At 61.9% G+C, this 16,166-nt stretch carries 15 protein-coding genes; 11 read left to right on the forward strand and 4 right to left on the reverse strand.

The annotated features are described in order from the left end of the window. Window positions 1–23 precede the first annotated feature (23 nt). The 4 genes from ACLRGI_RS07730 (at window position 24) to ACLRGI_RS07745 (ending at window position 4,265) form a co-directional block, all read left to right on the forward strand. A complete protein-coding gene (locus ACLRGI_RS07730) occupies window positions 24–983 on the forward strand; it encodes a cyclase family protein (RefSeq protein ID WP_419201150.1) in 960 nt (319 codons plus the stop codon). Between the two features lie 78 nt (window positions 984–1,061). Beyond that, window positions 1,062–2,186, forward strand: coding sequence for an FAD-dependent monooxygenase (locus ACLRGI_RS07735; RefSeq protein ID WP_419201087.1), 1,125 nt, complete (start codon window positions 1,062–1,064; stop codon window positions 2,184–2,186). Beyond that, window positions 2,183–3,259, forward strand: coding sequence for an amidohydrolase family protein (locus ACLRGI_RS07740; protein ID WP_419201088.1), 1,077 nt, complete (start codon window positions 2,183–2,185; stop codon window positions 3,257–3,259). The genes ACLRGI_RS07735 and ACLRGI_RS07740 overlap by 4 nt, the downstream gene beginning before the upstream one ends. A 10-nt stretch (window positions 3,260–3,269) precedes the next feature. Further along, a complete protein-coding gene (locus tag ACLRGI_RS07745) occupies window positions 3,270–4,265 on the forward strand; it encodes a fumarylacetoacetate hydrolase family protein (protein ID WP_419201089.1) in 996 nt (331 codons plus the stop codon). Here ACLRGI_RS07745 and ACLRGI_RS07750 read toward each other — a convergent pair. Then, complete coding sequence (locus ACLRGI_RS07750; protein WP_419201090.1) at window positions 4,237–5,400, reverse strand: fatty acid desaturase family protein; 1,164 nt, start codon at window positions 5,398–5,400, stop codon at window positions 4,237–4,239. The two genes, ACLRGI_RS07745 and ACLRGI_RS07750, sit on opposite strands and share 29 nt — an antisense overlap. A 13-nt stretch (window positions 5,401–5,413) precedes the next feature. Then, window positions 5,414–6,514, reverse strand: a complete 1,101-nt coding sequence (locus ACLRGI_RS07755; RefSeq protein ID WP_419201091.1) for a ferredoxin reductase — start codon at window positions 6,512–6,514, stop codon at window positions 5,414–5,416. Window positions 6,515–6,951: 437 nt separating this feature from the next. On the opposite strand from ACLRGI_RS07755, the gene ACLRGI_RS07760 reads away from it, so the two are divergent. After that, window positions 6,952–7,974 carry a DUF808 domain-containing protein gene (locus ACLRGI_RS07760; RefSeq protein WP_419201092.1) on the forward strand — a complete coding sequence of 341 codons (1,023 nt, stop codon included), beginning with the start codon at window positions 6,952–6,954 and terminating at the stop codon, window positions 7,972–7,974. Between the two features lie 61 nt (window positions 7,975–8,035). Here the strand turns inward: ACLRGI_RS07760 and ACLRGI_RS07765 are convergent, their stop codons facing one another. Next, a complete protein-coding gene (locus tag ACLRGI_RS07765) occupies window positions 8,036–9,070 on the reverse strand; it encodes an AAA family ATPase (protein WP_419201093.1) in 1,035 nt (344 codons plus the stop codon). Between the two features lie 121 nt (window positions 9,071–9,191). Between ACLRGI_RS07765 and ACLRGI_RS07770 the strand changes: the two genes are divergently transcribed. The 6 genes from ACLRGI_RS07770 to ACLRGI_RS07795 all read left to right on the forward strand — a co-directional run bounded on the left by ACLRGI_RS07770 (window position 9,192) and on the right by ACLRGI_RS07795 (window position 15,118). Then, a complete protein-coding gene (locus ACLRGI_RS07770) occupies window positions 9,192–9,884 on the forward strand; it encodes a histidine phosphatase family protein (protein ID WP_419201094.1) in 693 nt (230 codons plus the stop codon). A gap of 24 nt (window positions 9,885–9,908) precedes the next feature. Further along, window positions 9,909–10,457: a DUF3090 domain-containing protein gene (locus tag ACLRGI_RS07775; protein ID WP_419201095.1), complete on the forward strand. Its 549-nt coding sequence runs from the start codon at window positions 9,909–9,911 to the stop codon at window positions 10,455–10,457. Next, window positions 10,457–11,224: an SCO1664 family protein gene (locus ACLRGI_RS07780; RefSeq protein WP_419201096.1), complete on the forward strand. Its 768-nt coding sequence runs from the start codon at window positions 10,457–10,459 to the stop codon at window positions 11,222–11,224. The genes ACLRGI_RS07775 and ACLRGI_RS07780 overlap by 1 nt, the downstream gene beginning before the upstream one ends. 1,148 nt (window positions 11,225–12,372) lie before the next feature. Continuing rightward, on the forward strand, window positions 12,373–13,395 hold the full coding sequence (gene glsA, locus ACLRGI_RS07785) for a glutaminase A (RefSeq protein WP_419201097.1): 1,023 nt from the start codon (window positions 12,373–12,375) through the stop codon (window positions 13,393–13,395). Window positions 13,396–14,036: 641 nt separating this feature from the next. Continuing rightward, entirely contained in the window at window positions 14,037–14,333 is a 297-nt protein-coding gene (locus ACLRGI_RS07790) for a hypothetical protein (RefSeq protein WP_419201098.1), read from the forward strand. Window positions 14,334–14,509: 176 nt separating this feature from the next. Beyond that, window positions 14,510–15,118, forward strand: a complete 609-nt coding sequence (locus ACLRGI_RS07795) for a Rho termination factor N-terminal domain-containing protein (protein WP_419201099.1) — start codon at window positions 14,510–14,512, stop codon at window positions 15,116–15,118. Window positions 15,119–15,163: 45 nt separating this feature from the next. Here ACLRGI_RS07795 and ACLRGI_RS07800 read toward each other — a convergent pair whose 3' ends face one another. Then, window positions 15,164–16,087, reverse strand: coding sequence for an alpha/beta fold hydrolase (locus tag ACLRGI_RS07800; RefSeq protein WP_419201100.1), 924 nt, complete (start codon window positions 16,085–16,087; stop codon window positions 15,164–15,166). Window positions 16,088–16,166: the final 79 nt, after the last annotated feature.

The following is a 16,166-nucleotide window of genomic DNA, read 5'->3' on the forward strand; positions in this document are numbered from 1 at the left end:
CACTGATTCAGCGAGCGGACCCCATGGCCAGCATCACTGCTGCTGCCGAACAGTACAACAACTGGGGCCGCTGGGGTGAGAACGATGTCCTTGGCACCCTGAATTTCATTGACGATAACAAGCGGGTGGAGGCGGCGTCGCTGGTGAAATCCGGCGAGGCCTTCTCGTTGTCCCAACCCTTCGACACCAACGGCCCGCAAAAAGGGTGGCGTCGCCGCACCAACCCCGTCCACACCATGACCGACACCGGAGTGGACGCGGAGCGCGGCAACCAGGGATTCCCCCACGGGTTCGGCGGGGCTGATGACGTGATCGCCATGCCCCTGCAGTGCTCCACGCAATGGGACGGGCTGGGCCATATCTTTGATCGTGGCAAAGCCTGGAACGGCCGGGCAGCCGGCGACGTCGTAACATCCGAGGGCGATCTCGTGACAGGGATCGAAACCGCCGCAGCCAAAATCGTCACCCGTGGTGTCTTGCTGGATGTGGGTCGTGCACTTGGCCCCGAGCTTGGACGCACTGACGGAGAATTGCCCGATGGTTTCGCCATCACCCCCGAGCACTTGGAACTGACCATTGAACGTCAGGGCAACAGCTCGGCAGTACGCCGAGGTGACATCGTGGTGATTCGCACAGGCCAGTACACGCGGGTCCGCCGCGAAGGCTGGGGTGACTATGCGGGCGGTTCCGCGCCGGGTCTTTCCTTCACCACGGCATCGTGGCTGTACGCTTCGGAAATCTCCGGGATTGCCACGGACACGTGGGGATTCGAGGTTCGGCCCAATGAGTTCGACGGGGCTTTCCAGCCCCTTCACCAAATCGCCATTCCCAACCTCGGGTTGTTCCTGGGCGAGATGTGGGATCCCGATGCCTTGGCTCAGGCGTGCGCGTCCGATGGCAGGTACGACTTCATGCTTACCGCCGCCCCGCTTCCCATCACCGGGGCTGTTGGTTCCCCGGTCAATCCCATTGCTGTTCGCTAGCACGTCCCCTAAAACCCGGCACGTCCCCCAAAAGGCAGCACAATAGGCAGTAACGCCGTCACCACAAAGGAGTCAGAGATGGCAGCAGTACAGAGGGTCGGAATCGTAGGAGCAGGAGCTGCGGGGCTGGCCGCCGCCATTCTTCTGGCCGATGCCGGCGTCGAGGTGGAAATCCTGGAGAAAGCCGCCGAACCGCAAACCCTGGGGTCAGGAATCACCTTGCAAGGAAACGCCCTGCGCATCCTGCGAACACTCGGCGTTTGGGAACAGGTGGAAGCGAAAGGCTATGGGTTCAGCACCCTCGGCCTTCGGGCGCCGAATCCCGATGGAACCGTCCTGGCGGTGCTGGAGGACATCAAAACCGGTGGTGAAGACCTCCCGGCCACGCTGGGCATGTACCGGCCCGACTTAACGGCCATCCTTCGTGAACGCGCCAAAACCGCCGGTGCCCGGATCAGCTACGGCAAGACGGTCACAGAGATAGCGGACGACGGCGGCAACGTCACCGTCGTCACGGCCGACGGCGGCAGCTCACGCTATGACCTTCTCGTCGGCGCCGACGGACTTCACTCAGCTGTCCGCAAGGCCATCGGCATAGAGGTGGAGCCCCAACCCACCGGCATGGGCATCTGGCGGGCCTTCGTAGAGCGGCCCCAGGAAGTGGTCAGGACGGACCTCACCTACGGTGGGCCGTGTTTCATCGCCGGATACTGCCCCACGGGACCTGACACCATCTACGCCTACCTTGTGGAGAAAGCCCAGGAACGCAATCACGGGGATGGTCCCAGGGTGATGGCCGAGCTCGCCTCAGCCTACGGCGGCCCTTGGAACGAGATCCGATCCAACCTGGACCATGGCGCCCGCATCAACTACACGTGGTTCACCTCGCATCTGGTGGAGGGCCCTTGGAACCGCGGGCGCACCGTCGTGATCGGCGATGCAGCACACAGTTGTCCGCCCACTGTTGCCCAGGGTGCCGCCATGGCGTTGGAAGATGCGGCTGTACTCGCGGAGCTGCTGATCTCCGCGGACCACGTCACTGAGACCCTGTGGAAGGAGTTCCAGGACCGTCGCCTGGACAGGGCAACGGCAGTGGTGAAAGCGTCCGTCCAGTTGGGCCAGTGGATGCTGGACGGCGTCCGGGACGCGGACGTCCCGGGCCTCATGAACTCACTCTCCACCCTGCTGAAGGAACCCGCATGAACAACGTCTCCGAGGGCCAAAACCCTACTGTGGATGTCCACGCCCATGTCCTCATTCCCGCACTCCAGCAGTTGGTGGCCGAAAACGATCCAAACGGATTCGCAGATCTGCAGGCCCTGGAAGTCCGGCGAAACGGGCCGGAGTCCATGGCCAACTCCGGCCTCATGATCAAAGAGCGCTGGTCCCGGCTCACCGACATTGAACAACGGCTGGCGGATATGGACAGTCAAGGAGTGGACGTGCAGCTCGTCTCGCCTTCACCGTCGCACTTCTACTATTTCGCCGGTGAAGAGCTCGCGTTCCAGCTTGCCAGGCAGTCCAACGAGGCAGTCCGCGATGTTGTGCAGCAGGCGCCTGAACGGTTGAACGGCCTGGGCTTGGTTCCGTTGCAGCACCCGGAGCTTATGGTCGGAGCCCTGGAACATGCCGTTCTTGACTGCGGCCTGTTGGGCGTGGAGATCGGGTCCTTCGCTGCCACTCCAGGAGACCCCGGACGCAGCACGGTGGAACTCTCCGATTCCCGGCTGGAACCGTTCTGGAAACGCGCCGAGGAACTGGGCGCCCTGGTATTCCTGCATCCGTTCGGCTGCTCCCTGGATGAGCGACTGGATCGCTTTTACCTGGCCAACACCGTCTCCCAACCCGCTGAGAACGCCGTAGCACTCTCCCACCTGATCTTCAGCGGGGTCCTGGACCGGCACCCGGATCTGAAGATCCTCGCCGCGCATGGTGGTGGCTACTTGCCCACCACCATTGGCCGATCGGACCACGCCTGGAAGGTTCGTCCCGAGGCGCAGAGGTGCGCCGAACCGCCGTCGTCCTATCTTCAGAGGATCTTCTTCGACTCCCTGGTGCACAGTCCCCGCGAGCTTAGCGCCCTGGTGGAGGTGGCGGGATCCGGGCAAGTGCTCCTCGGCTCGGACTACCCGTTCGACATGGGCTCCGAGGACCCTGTCGATGAAGTCCGCGCAGTTGCTCTCTCCTCAGCCGACGCGGCCAGGATCCTCGCCGGCAACGCTGCGGCCCTCGGCATCACCGCTGCGGCAGCCCTCGCAGCCCACCCCACCGCTTAAGGACGAAGACATGGTCAGAATCGCCCGCTGGAAGCACGACGGCGGTATCCGCGCGGGGTTCGTGGACGGCGGCAATTGCTTCCCGATGCCCAAGGGACATACCGTCAACCAGCTCTTGGATGCCGGGCTGGGAAGAACATTGGAAATCGCTGCGGAAACTGTCCGCGCGGCGCCTTCCATAGCCCTCTTCGAAGTGCAGTTGCTGGCACCGCTGGCTCCGGCCACCATCCGGGACTTCGTGGCGTTCGAGGAACATGTGGAAGGCGTCCGGAAGAGCATCGACGGCGTGGCCGGCGTTGTGGCCGAATGGTACGAGGCACCCACGTTCTACTTCACCAATCCTCATACCGTGACCGGCACGGGCGAGGTGATCGGCATTCCGGCAGGTTGCAGCGAACTCGACTTCGAAACGGAAGTAGCCGCCGTCGTCGGGCATGTTCCGGGGAGTGACGGCAGGAACCTGTCGGCCGCCGATGCGCACCGTCACATCTTCGGCTACACCGTGCTTAACGACTGGTCGGCACGAGACCTTCAGCGGCGGGAAATGAAGGTCAGCCTGGGTCCGTGCAAGGGTAAGGACTTCGCCAACACCTTGGGTCCGTGGATCGTGACGGCCGACGAGTTCGAGCACCTGCACGATGAGGAAGGCTTCCTTCCCATCTCCATGTCTGTCGAGGTGAACGGCGAAGCTATCGGTCAGGATCTTCTGTCCAACATGGGCTGGCCGTTCGCCGAACTCGTAGCCTACGCATCCCAGGACTCGGTGGTGCGGCCGGGAGATGTCCTGGGCTCCGGAACGTGCGGCAGCGGCTGCCTGGCTGAGCTCTGGGGACGCAACGGTTCCAAGACTCCCCAGCCGCTGAAGACCGGCGACATTGTTCGGATGACCGTGGAGGGCATCGGAAGCATTGAGAACACCGTGGGTCAGCGCCGTGAAGCTGTGACCAGGGTTCCCGCGCGGAACCGACGTGTGGACTCTACTGCTTTGGGGGCAGCGCCAGCTTGAAGACCTTGGCCCACGCGGAACCCACCTGTTTGAGCAACGGCCCCGTGGTGTACTTCAGGCCATAACGTTCGCAGATGTCACGGACTTTGGGGGCAATTTCCGCGTAACGGTTGGAGGGAAGATCCGGGAAGAGGTGGTGCTCAATCTGGTGGGAAAGGTTTCCCGTCATGAGATGCATGAACCGTGGCCCGGAGATGTTGGCGGATCCGATCATTTGGCGGACGTACCAGTCGCCGCGGGTTTCGCCTTCCACCATTTCCTCGGTGAACGTATCCGTTCCTTCGGGAAAGTGGCCGCAGAAGATGACGGCGTGGGCCCAGACGTTGCGGACGGCGTTGGCAGTAAGCGTGCCGTAGAGGGCTTGCTTCCCGGAACCTGTAAGCATGGCCAGGGCAGGAGTGGCCGCATAGTCCTTGGCGAACTGTTTGAGCGCCTTCCGGCCCAGCGCTTTGAGGTCCTTGTTCATGGCCTCCTTGGACTTCAGGCCTTCCTTGTACTCGGGGATCTCCAGGTCGTAGATGGCTATGCCCCATTCGAAAACGGGCGCGAGCAAGGCGTTGTAGAGCGGATTGCCCAGGTTGAAGGGCTTCCACTCCTGATCGGGGTCCATGCGCAGAAGGTTGTAACCGACGTCGCGGTCCTTGCCAACCACGTTGGTCCAGCGGTGGTGAAGGTCATTGTGGGTGTGCTGCCAGGAACGCGACGGGGTAACGAAGTCCCACTCCCAGGTGGTTGAGTGGATATCCGGGTCACGCATCCAGTCCCACTGGCCGTGGAGGATGTTGTGGCCAAGTTCCATGTTCTCCAGGATCTTGGCCACGCTGAGAAGCGTCGTTCCGGTGACCCAAGCGGCTTTGTTCCTGCCTACCAGCAGCGCGGCACGACCGGAGATTTCCAAACCTCGTTGGATCTTGATCATGCGCCTGATGTAGGCGGCGTCGCTGGAGCCCCGCTTGGCGAGGATTTCGTCGCGGATAGCATCGAGCTCACGGCCCAGTTCAGCCACTTGCTCGTCGCTCAGGTGGGCGGCCGCCGGTGGCCGCACCGTAGGGCTGCCCGCCTCGGCAAGGGCGCCGGGACGTGTCGTGGACCCTACGACGGCGGCGGTGGAGCTTTCGGTTGAAACTGCTGACATGCGGTTGTGCTCCTCAGATTTCGAGGTTGACTGGCCCGGCGGCTGCCGAGACACAGGTTTGGATCAGTTCCCCGGGTGCCCCATGGATCTCACCGGTGCGCAGGTCGCGCACTTTTCCGGCGAGCAAGGGGGTCAGGCAGCTGTGACAAATGCCCATGCGGCACCCGCTGGGCATCAGCACCCCTGCATCCTCACCGGCGTCGAGGATGGGGACCCCGCCATCGGCCTGGACCTCGCGATCGGAAGCTTCGAACGTGACAAGACCGCCTTCACTGCCTTCACCCCCCAGGAGTTCGGTGCTGAACCGTTCGATGGTGAGCGAACCGTGCCCCGTTCCACCATCGGGCTCCTTCCCTGAAGTGGCGGCAGCAGTCAACGCAGCTTCGTTCCACATGGCTTCGGCATCATTCAGGAAGGACTCAGGGCCGCACGCATAGGCTGCCCTCTTCCGCCAGTCCGGGCAGACTTCTTCCAGAACGGCCGTGGACGTGAAGTTCATGCGGCCACGGCCGCTGGTGTGCCACTGCACCAGGCGGAAGTTGGAAAACTGGTCAGCAAGTTCAGCCAGTTCCTCACGAAAGATGCTGTCGCCTTCATCGCGGGAAGAATGGATCAGAACAACGTCTGCGTCGGGGCGGCTTGGGACAAGTGTCCGAATCATTGACATGACGGGTGTGATGCCGCTTCCCGCAGTGAGCATCAGAAGTGACCGGGGATGCTCGGGGAGGACAAAATCGCCCTGAGGCGGCGCAAGGAAGAGGACGTCACCCACCTTCGTGTTACGAACCAAGGTCCCGGACACGGCTCCAACGTCAGAGACCGTGATGGCCGGATCCTTACCTGCCGGTGCACTCAGCGAATAGGACCGCCATTGGCGGACCCCGTTGAGTTCAACCCCTATGCGCGCCCACTGACCGGCGAGGTGGGCATGCCAACCGCGGCCGGGCCGGAAGAAAATAGTGGCTGATTGGGCTGTCTCCTGGACTACCTTAGTGACGACTCCACGTAACTGACGAGACGAATAGACCGGGTTGAACAGCGCAAGGACGTCCTCCGGCGCAAGCGGGCTGGTCAAAACTGAAGCTATGCGGGCCAGGGGCCGAAAGCTGACCATGGGGCTACTCCTCTCAACGACCGAGAACGAAGACCCCGGCCGCATCTGTCCGGACATCCGAACTTTCAAATATCATAAGCACACTTACGATGCCCCTTGGCCCCTGGGCTATCACTGGAAAGCGGGAAAGCCCCTCGAAAGGGGGCTCTCAACGGGCATCAGACGGGAAGGTTGGAACGCTCAGCGGTGATTCGTTCCTCGTCCGGGCTCCCGCTTCCCCTGCCGGTTTCAGTAGCAAGACAGTAATACGCCCACCGGATTCCACGCAAACCCGCAATCAGTGATTCCGCGCTGCCTTGCGCTGGGATCGTCCCTCTACAGCCGTCACGCTCCTGTCCGTTGTCCCGTCCGACATATACTCCAAGCATGCCATTCACGCGCCTCACCCCAGATATCCAGACGCAGTTGTCCGCCTGTGAGCAGTACGGGGTCGCTCTGTGAGCGGGGGTCTCGTCGCACTGCTGGACGACGTCGCAGCCCTGGCCCGCATAGCGGCCGCCTCCGTGGACGACATCGCCGCAGGAGCCGCCAAGGCCGGGGCCAAAGCCGCCGGCGTGGTAATCGACGACACCGCCGTCACTCCCCAGTACGTTTCCGGGGCGGACCCGTCCCGCGAGCTGCCCATGATCAAGCGCATCTTCTGGGGCTCGCTGCGGAACAAACTCGTGATCATCCTGCCGGCATTATTGCTCGTCAGCGCCTTCGTTCCGGGAATCATTCCGTTCATCCTTATGCTCGGCGGTACCTACCTCTGCTACGAGGGCGCCGAAAAGGTCTGGCACAAGCTCCGCGGCCATGCCGCCACAGAGAAGGCGCCGGCTGTCGAACGGGGCCCCGAAGCGGAGGCAAAGGTTACCAAGGGTGCCATCACCACCGACTTCATCCTGTCCTGCGAGATCATGGTCATCGCCATGAACGAGGTAGCCGACGAGTCGCTGTGGGTCCGGGCGTTCATCCTCGTGGTCGTAGCGATCGCGATTACGGTTATCGTGTACGGCGCCGTCGGACTCATCGTCAAGATGGACGACATCGGCCTCCATCTGACCACCAAGGCGTCCGCGGGATCGCAGCGCTTCGGCCGTCTACTCGTCAAGGGAATGCCGGCTGTACTGGCCGCAATCACCCTCATCGGGACCATCGCGATGCTGTGGGTTGGTGGCCACATCATGTTGCAAGGTGCATACGACCTCGGCTGGCACGGCCCCTACGACCTGGTTCATATACTTGAATCACCCTTCGCAGGAATCCCCGTGGTGGGCGGCTTCCTCACCTGGCTCGTGAACACGTTATGCTCAGCAATTCTCGGAGCAGTCTGGGGCCTGGTCATCATGCTCGTTCTGCATCCCTTGCTGAAGGTGCTGCCGTTCGGCAAGAAGAAGGAAAGTCACGAGGAGGGTGACGTCCGCGCCGCCACCGCGGGGCATCGGCCGCCGAAAGGTAATGATCACCCAGCTTCCTAGCAGGCCTGACCATGAGCACATCGCCCTGGCTTCATCCGGAAGGGCGCGTTGGAGTCTTGGGTCAGGCCAACCAGCGCCACCAGCGTTGCCGGTCCGGTTCCGGCGTCGGCTCGTCCTCCGGCTCCTCGCCCAGGGCCAACGCGGCCTCGACGATGTCATCCGCGGTGAGCGTCATGACGGCCTCACGATCAAGGGCGTCGAGACTGTGTTCCTCGTCGAGCGAGAGACGCAGCGCCTGGCGGTTGAGCGCCTGCTCGAAGAGGGTGCGTGCGAACCGCGCGTTGCCGGAGTCCTCGCCGGCATGGAGCCCGGTGAGGATGCGACGCAGCATCTGGTCCGCACCTGGCTCCAGCGTGTACTCGTGCTGGGCCAGCATCTGGTGGAAGATCGTCTGGAGTTCGTCCACTGAGTAATCAGGAAAAGTTATCTCGCGGGCGAACCGGGAGCGTAGTCCGGGGTTCGAGAGCAAGAAGGATTCCATCAGCCGCGGGTACCCTGCCACGATGACGACCAGGCGGTGACGGTGGTCTTCCATCCGTTTGAGCAGGACCTCAATCGCTTCGGGGCCGAAGTCCATCCGGCCGTCTTCCGGGGCCAGCGCGTAGGCCTCGTCGATGAACAGGACACCGTCCAGCGCACGCCGGATCACCCGGTCCGTCTTTATGGCGGTGGCTCCGACGTATTGACCTACCAGGCCTGAACGATCGACCTCAATGAGGTGGCCCTTCTGCAGCAAACCGACAGCGCGGTACATCTCGGCGAGGAGTCGCGCCACGGTCGTCTTGCCCGTGCCAGGGTTTCCGAGGAACACCAGATGCTGGGATGTGGCCACCTCCGGCAGGCCGTGCGCCTTACGGCGAGCCTGGACTTGGAGCAATGCGACGAGGGCCCGTACTTGTTCCTTCACGGTTTCCAGTCCCACCAGAGCATCGAGCTCGGCCTGCACCTCGGAAAGCGGCCGGGCCGGCCCTGGCCTGGCACCGACAAGATCGCCCATCAGGTCATCTACACGTTCCGAGCCTGACAGCTTGAGCTGATTGGCCAGATGGCCTACGGTTTCGCGGAGGTCATCAAGCGGATTCCGGCTTGCAGCCATACATCCACTGTAGTCCCCTGCTTTCTAACCACGGCAGATTTTATGGAGTCCGGGTCATCTGGTTCGACGCCGGACGCGGCCTGGTTCCCGCAGCCGTCGTGCTGGTGGTTAGGCTGGATGGATGGCGACAGTGATTCTCGTGCGGCACGGCCGCACCACAGCCAATGCCACCGGGCTACTGGCCGGTCGGTCTGACGGCGTGAGCCTGGATGAGGTCGGGCGCGAACAGGCGGCGTTGATGGCAGGGCGGCTCGCAGCCGTGCCCTTGGTCGGGGTGGTATCGAGCCCTCTTGAGCGTTGCCGGCAAACCACTCAGTTCATCCTCGACCAGCAAGCCGGCTCGCCTTACGCGCCTGTGGACATGGATCTCACCGAGTGCGATTACGGCCAGTGGCAGGGCCGCATGCTCGCCGATCTCGCCACTGAGGATTTGTGGCCGGTGGTGCAATCGCAACCATCCGCCGTCGTGTTTCCCGGTGGTGAATCCATGGCTGCAATGCAGGCCAGGGCGGTGGCGGCCATTCGACGCCACGATGCAGCCTTCGAAGCCGAGTACGGGCCGGGGGCTGTGTGGGCAGCAGTTAGTCACGGTGACATTATCAAGTCGGTCCTCGCGGACGCGCTCGGTATGCACCTTGACCTGTTCCAGCGTATTAGCGTGGGTCCGGCCTCCGTATCGATCGTGCGCTACGGCACTGATAGGCCGACCGTTTATGCAACGAACACGGACGCGGGTGATCTGTCGTGGCTCTCGAACGGCATCCACTCCGGCGATGCACCCGTGGGCGGCGGTGCAGGGCAAAAAGCGCCATGAACCTTATGTGCCTAAAATACTGACATGCCTACACGTGTTCACGAGTTTGCCTGGCCGGATCGGGTTGTAGTTGGCACCATTGGCCTTCCCGGGGCGCGCACGTTCTATCTGCAGGTGCGCGCAGGGAAACAGATCGTAAGTATTGCCCTGGAGAAGCAGCAGTCGGCTCTGCTCGCGGAGAAGATCGACGAAGTTCTCGACCAACTGATCACCGTTGACGGCAACCCGTTCAGTGTCCCCACGAGCACTCCCATTGAGCTGGTGGACAACGACCCCCTTGAGGGCGTTCAGGAGCAGTTCCGAGCCGGTGCCTTGAGCTTGGGTTGGGATCCAACCACGGCCCAGGTTGTCATTGAGGCCTACCCCATTGCCGATGCCGATGTTGATGACGAGGGGCTTGATGACGACGCCGCAAACGTGCCGGAGATGCTGCTGGTGCGAATGCCGGTGGGCACCGCCCGAGCATTCGCCAAGCGCACCCGCGAGATCCTTGGGGCAGGGCGTCCGACGTGCTCGCTCTGCGGTTACCCCATAGACGCGGACGGGCACACCTGCACCCTTCCCGAGGTCTGATGCCAACCCCGGACCTGATGACCGCCGAGCTGACGCTCACCGGCCGTATCACGACGGCTTCAAACGCTACGTTCCTGGGCAGCATCGGCGAGGTGGAAGTCGTCTACAAGCCGATAGCAGGCGAAAGTCCGCTGTGGGATTTTCCCCACGGCACCCTTGCCCGCAGGGAAGTAGCCGCGTACATGGTCTCGCAGGTCTGCGGCTGGGACATCGTGCCACGCACTTGGCTGCGCGATGGCCCTTTCGGAGAAGGAATGGTGCAGCTCTGGCAAGAGCAGGATCCCGTCCAAACCGCCGTGAACCTGATCGCAACGAACCAGGTTCCGGAAAAGGGCTGGAAACAAGTTCTGGAAGGACAAGACGAGGACGGGCAGATGGTAGCCCTGGTTCACGAAGACTCGCCGGCGCTCAGACGGATGGCAGTGTTCGATATGGTGGTCAACAACGCGGACCGCAAAGGCAACCACATTCTTGCCATGACTGACGGACACCGGCACGGCGTGGACCATGGGCTGACCTTTCACAGTGACCACAAGCTGCGTACGGTGCTGTGGGGATGGCTGGGAGACCCCCTTACCGCCGAGGAACGCGATGGTATAGATCGTGTCACCGAAGGACTGAACGGTGGGCTGGGCCGAAACCTGGCGGACCTGCTCAGCGTCGAAGAAATCGAATCGATCGCCACACGCTGCGCCCGACTGCGCCTGGAAGGGCGATTCCCCGCTCCGAGCGGTGAGATGCCAGCGGTGCCTTGGCCGCTGTTCTAGCGCAATTTACTCGACGGATCCTCGTTAGCTCAAGCTGATGCTCGATGGGATGGAGTTCACCTCCAAGATCGGCGAAGAGAACCTCACCAGATTGATGCAGCGGGTGCTTGCCGGCACCAACGGCGGTGTTTTCTTCAATATGGATGTCACAGCGGGAATCCGGAGCGGTTACTTCGGCCAACTGCAGTATGGTTCCTGGTTCCTTGTTTCTTGTTCCTTGTTCCTTGTTCCTTGTTCCTTGTTAACCGTTTCACTGGGAAATTCGCAGGCTGGCCGAACTACTATCCCCACCGCACGTTGCGAAAAATCTGGATGCTGTCGCGGTACTACCCCACTTACCGGCTGCAAGCGGAGTTCCTCAATGTCCAAAGAAACAAGGATCTGTACCCCGACGATCCCCTGGCTCCCGGTGTTTGCGGGCTCGAATATGTACTGGCCCTAACCTTGTTCGCCAATCGCCTCGCATGGATGGAACAGACGGGGCTGGATGAGGAGTCCGTTAACACACTGGGCCCGCATCGTTCCCCGATATAGAGAAGTTCAAAGCGAAATCCTGTCCGGCCATGTCCTGCCCCTCGGTGACGAGCCGAACGACGCCTCGAGGACAGGTTTCCAGTCCATAACATCTGATCATTCCGGGTACTTGTTGATACTCGAGGAACACAACCCGGAATCCGAACAGCCCTACCGGCAGTGGAAACTTAGGGCAAGCAACTGAAACTTGAACCGATCCTGCGCGCAGGACGGGTGGCCGAAGCTGGCGTGGACAGCGGAGGCAACACCGACTTCCAACTGGACGGGCACTTTACCTACGCCCTCTACAAATACACCTGCTGACGGGCTGGCCCGTGGTCGGGAACTCCCCTTCGGAAGCGGAGGCGAAGCCGGCGTAATCGCGCCACTTCGAATGAGGACGTATCCGAGCAGAAACAAGAATAGAGCGGACGACGGCGGGAACCACCCGCCGTCGTGCGCTGCATCCAGGCTTAGACTGACCGCATGGCTCAGATAAGGGTCCTGTCGAGGTGCAACAAAAGGACCGTCGACCCGCCGCCAATGGGAGGACTCCAGAGGGCCGGTAGCTACCTGCGTTCACCCAAGACAGACGACTCTGCGCGAAACTGACGAACAATCTTTTGGGGGTAGTGGTGTTGGATTCGAACATTGAGGGCGTGGAACAGTCGGTCTCCACGGGAGTATTGCCCGGATGGGAACAGGTTGATTCGCTGGTAATCGCTTCCCATGAACGGAACCGCGCCTGCCAAGACGGTGCGGTGGCGGATTACATTCCAGTTCTTGCCCGGGCGGACCCTGAACTGTTCGGCGTCTGCGTGGTGGAAGTCGATGGTGGAGTGCATATGGCGGGCGATGCCAATGTGGAGTTCTCCATCCAGTCCATTTCAAAGGCATTCGTCTACGCCTTGGTGTGCGGGGAACTCGGGCATGCTGCCGTGGCAGACCTGGTGGGGGTGAACAATACCGGCCTGGCGTTCAACTCGGTGATGGCGATCGAACTCAACGACGGCCATCCCATGAACCCCATGGTCAACGCAGGAGCATTGGCCACCACGGCCCTCATGCCGGGCACCACCCCTGAGGAGCAGTGGGCTGCCATCCACTCGGGATTGTCCGCCTTCGCGGGCCGTGACCTGGTGCTGGATGAGGAGGTCTACCGCTCCGGGACTGCTACGAATACCCGCAACCGTGCTATTGCCCGGCTCCTGGAAAGTTACGGCAGAATGGACCGCGACCCGCTCGACGTCGTGGATGTTTATACCAAGCAATGCTCGTTGCGGGTCCGTGCCCGTGACCTCGCCGTCATGGGAGCCACACTTGCCGATGGCGGTGTGAATCCGGTGACCGGTGAACGGGTTGTCTCCGCGGAGGTATGCCGGGACACCCTCGCCATCCTTGCCGCGAACGGACTCTATGAACGGTCCGGGGAATGGCTGTTCGAAATCGGGCTCCCGGGAAAGTCCGGAGTGTCCGGTGGACTGCTTACGGTCTCACCCGGCAAAGCCGGCATCGGGGCCTTCTCGCCCCGCCTCGACTCGGCGGGAAACAGCGTCCGCGGCCAGCAAGCCACCGCTTACCTGTCACGGGTACTCGGCCTGAACATTTTCGCTTCCCAAGCGCATGCAACAAGCGAAAGGTCCCCGAAAGTCTTCTAGCCAAGTCCTCCTGTCCTTCAACGTCGCCGCCCGGCCGGTCTCCCTGGGCGGAATAGTCCAGGATTTCGGTATCCCGCCCACCAAGCTGCCTAAGTACCGCCCACACGAAATCCCCAACCCCCTGGGTCGGATAGTGCGGCAGGGTTTCGACAGACCACAACCGCATCAGGGACGCTGCCGATCATGCGCCACCTCTAAGGGCGGCCGACAGGATCCATCACTAGTGGCAAGTGAAGGATCTCCTGGGCATCACAACGATCAGAACGTTTCGCGATCTCAAAAGTGGGCACCCCTACTACAACGGGGATAATCCCAAGCAATCTGCAGGTTCGTTACCAGCAGCAATGTCTCTCGAGACGCGACGTCGACGGGACGGGGGCAGAATCATGGACGCCGACCTTTCGAAGGTCCGCGGCAGCTTCAACACCGCAATGGGGTTTTGGCCGCTGGTTCATATGGGGCCGAAGCTGCTGAGAGGGCCGAAGGGGTCGCCGCAGCGAAACGTCGTGGCGACGCTCGACGGAAGCCTGTAATCAACGGAACGACGACGGGAGCACCTTATGATCGACCGGAAACGAGGCAGTACCCTTCTGATGGCGGCCTCTAAAGGCGCATTATGCGGCTTGGCCGGGGTGGCGATCATGACTGTCGGAGAGAAGGCCGAGCAGGCCCTCACGCAGCGCAAGGATTCCTATGTGCCCGCCCGACCCCTGCTGACTCTCCTGGGAAATAACCCGACGCAGCGGGACAAGCCTGTGCTCTGGAACCATCTCATGCACTGGGGAACCGGGCTCCTGCTGGGGTCACTCCGCGGCATCTGGTCAGCAACCGGTATCCGCGGCGGAGTCGCCAGGAGCAGCTCGTGGACGTACTCCACAAATCCATCTATTCGCTGGTCACAGGCATCGCCGCGGACCGCTGGATCCCAGCACGGCTGAAGTCCACCAAAGGAGTCACCAGCCATTAGGAAGCACTCCGGGCGGCCCATTTGAAGTGCTCGGCGGGCACGGTCAGTTAACCGGATCGGCAGGCGGGTGGATCTTGACGGCATCTTCATAAATGAATAAACAATAAGTAACCTTACAAATATCACGTTCCCAATGAAGGAGTGACAATGAGCGAGAAACCTGGCAACCAGACGCCCAACACGCCCGGCGTTAGCGAGACCGAGCTGCGTGAAATGAAGGTGGATGAGCTCCGCCAGGAAGCCCGGGAGGAGAACATCAGTGGCGTTTCCAACATGCGCAAGGAGGAGCTGGTGCGGGAAGTTGCCGAAGCACGCTCTTCCGGAGGACAGCAAAGCGAGGGTGGCGCAACCTCCGAACCTGACCCGGTCGGCGCCGGACCGGACGGTGGCAAGATCCGGACCGGCGAGGCGTCGTCCAGCTCGTTGAAGTATTCACAGGAGGTCACCTCCCCCGAGGACGAGCCCGAGCGGGAAGGCAGGAGCCTGGTAACAACACATCACGAAGTCATCAAGCAGTGGGCGGAGGAACGAGGCGGGGTTCCTGCAACCGTTGAAGGCACTGAACACGGCGATCACTTGGGAGTACTGCGCATAGATTTCCAAGACAAAGACAGCAACCTCCGGCGCGTCAGCTGGGAAGAATGGTTTAACACTTTCGACGCACGCCGCCTGAACTTCATCTATCAGGAACAACGCTCCGACGGAAACCAATCGAACTTCTTCCGGCTGGAAAACCCGGACCGGGAAGACGCGTAGGGACCAGCCCAGGCACTAGCACTGGCACTCGACGGACCTACGGGCCTAAGGACGCGAAGCAGGTAGGAGAAGGTCGGCGACAGCCTTAGCGAACGCCCGCGGTGCCTCTTGAGGCACGTTGTGGCCTACTCCCGGTAGCCGGCGGATTTCGAAAGGACCAGCGAAATGCTGCCGGTCCCGATCAGAGTCGTCCGGCCCGAACCCGTCGGCCAGGGCGTCGAGCGAAATGGTTGGTACCAAGATGGGCGGCGATTTCGCGAGAAATGCTTCGAGCTCGTTGAATCGGTCGTCACCATCCGCGGCACGATGGCGATGGCGATAGGAATGTAACGCCACATCAACGAAGTCCGGGTTGTGCAGGCTGGGACTGCTGGAGGCGTATGCATCGCCGGCCTCCGCCCATTCAGGTGACCACAATTGCCAGAGCAGGCGGCACAATTCGTCGCGGTTTGCCTGGAGCCCTGCGCGCCCGCGATCGATGTTGAAGTACCACTGGTACCAGTCCCGGTATTCGTCTATCGGGGCCGCCGGCTCCACCGATGAGGCGATGTCCTGGATTGCATAGCCTCCCACAGTCACGAGACCCGCTATGCCTTCGGGGCGCACGGCCGAGGCAATACAGGCCGCCCGGCCGCCCCAGTCATACCCGGCGACCACCGGAGGCTGCAGTTCAAGGGCATCGATGAGATTGAGCAGATCTTGTCCGATGGCCGCTTGCTGGCCGGAGCGAAGCGTCGTGTTCTTACGGAACCTGGTACCACCATAGCCCCGCAGGTACGGAGTTATTGAGCGGATCCCCTGCTCCGCCAATAACGGGACAACTGCCTCGAAGCTGGGCACGTCATAAGGGAATCCGTGGAGAAGTACCGCGACTGCTCCGTCCGCCGGGCCGTCGTCGTAATATGCAATTTCGAGGTCTTCGGTCATCGTGGTGCGCAGTTCACCCAAGGTCATAATCCAGTGAAGCACTTACGCCCTCAGAACCGTGCCATAACCGGGCTTCGGGGACACGGCGAGCCTGCACAAGCTGCCGTCTTCGAGGCTGGCG

Source organism: Paenarthrobacter sp. PPS72 (assembly GCF_048537125.1).
In the GTDB taxonomy this organism is placed as follows: domain Bacteria; phylum Actinomycetota; class Actinomycetes; order Actinomycetales; family Micrococcaceae; genus Arthrobacter; species Arthrobacter nitroguajacolicus_E.

Excerpts from the sequence above, each read along its gene's own strand:
- ACLRGI_RS07730 (WP_419201150.1), top strand. The coding sequence starts at position 24 with ATGGCCAGCATCACTGCTGCTGCCGAACAGTACAACAACTGGGGCCGC.
- ACLRGI_RS07735 (WP_419201087.1), top strand. The coding sequence starts at position 1,062 with ATGGCAGCAGTACAGAGGGTCGGAATCGTAGGAGCAGGAGCTGCGGGG.
- ACLRGI_RS07740 (WP_419201088.1), top strand. The coding sequence starts at position 2,183 with ATGAACAACGTCTCCGAGGGCCAAAACCCTACTGTGGATGTCCACGCC.
- ACLRGI_RS07745 (WP_419201089.1), top strand. The coding sequence starts at position 3,270 with ATGGTCAGAATCGCCCGCTGGAAGCACGACGGCGGTATCCGCGCGGGG.
- ACLRGI_RS07750 (WP_419201090.1), bottom strand. The coding sequence starts at position 5,400 with ATGTCAGCAGTTTCAACCGAAAGCTCCACCGCCGCCGTCGTAGGGTCC.
- ACLRGI_RS07755 (WP_419201091.1), bottom strand. The coding sequence starts at position 6,514 with ATGGTCAGCTTTCGGCCCCTGGCCCGCATAGCTTCAGTTTTGACCAGC.
- ACLRGI_RS07765 (WP_419201093.1), bottom strand. The coding sequence starts at position 9,070 with ATGGCTGCAAGCCGGAATCCGCTTGATGACCTCCGCGAAACCGTAGGC.
- ACLRGI_RS07770 (WP_419201094.1), top strand. The coding sequence starts at position 9,192 with ATGGCGACAGTGATTCTCGTGCGGCACGGCCGCACCACAGCCAATGCC.
- ACLRGI_RS07775 (WP_419201095.1), top strand. The coding sequence starts at position 9,909 with ATGCCTACACGTGTTCACGAGTTTGCCTGGCCGGATCGGGTTGTAGTT.
- ACLRGI_RS07780 (WP_419201096.1), top strand. The coding sequence starts at position 10,457 with ATGCCAACCCCGGACCTGATGACCGCCGAGCTGACGCTCACCGGCCGT.
- ACLRGI_RS07790 (WP_419201098.1), top strand. The coding sequence starts at position 14,037 with ATGACTGTCGGAGAGAAGGCCGAGCAGGCCCTCACGCAGCGCAAGGAT.
- ACLRGI_RS07795 (WP_419201099.1), top strand. The coding sequence starts at position 14,510 with ATGAGCGAGAAACCTGGCAACCAGACGCCCAACACGCCCGGCGTTAGC.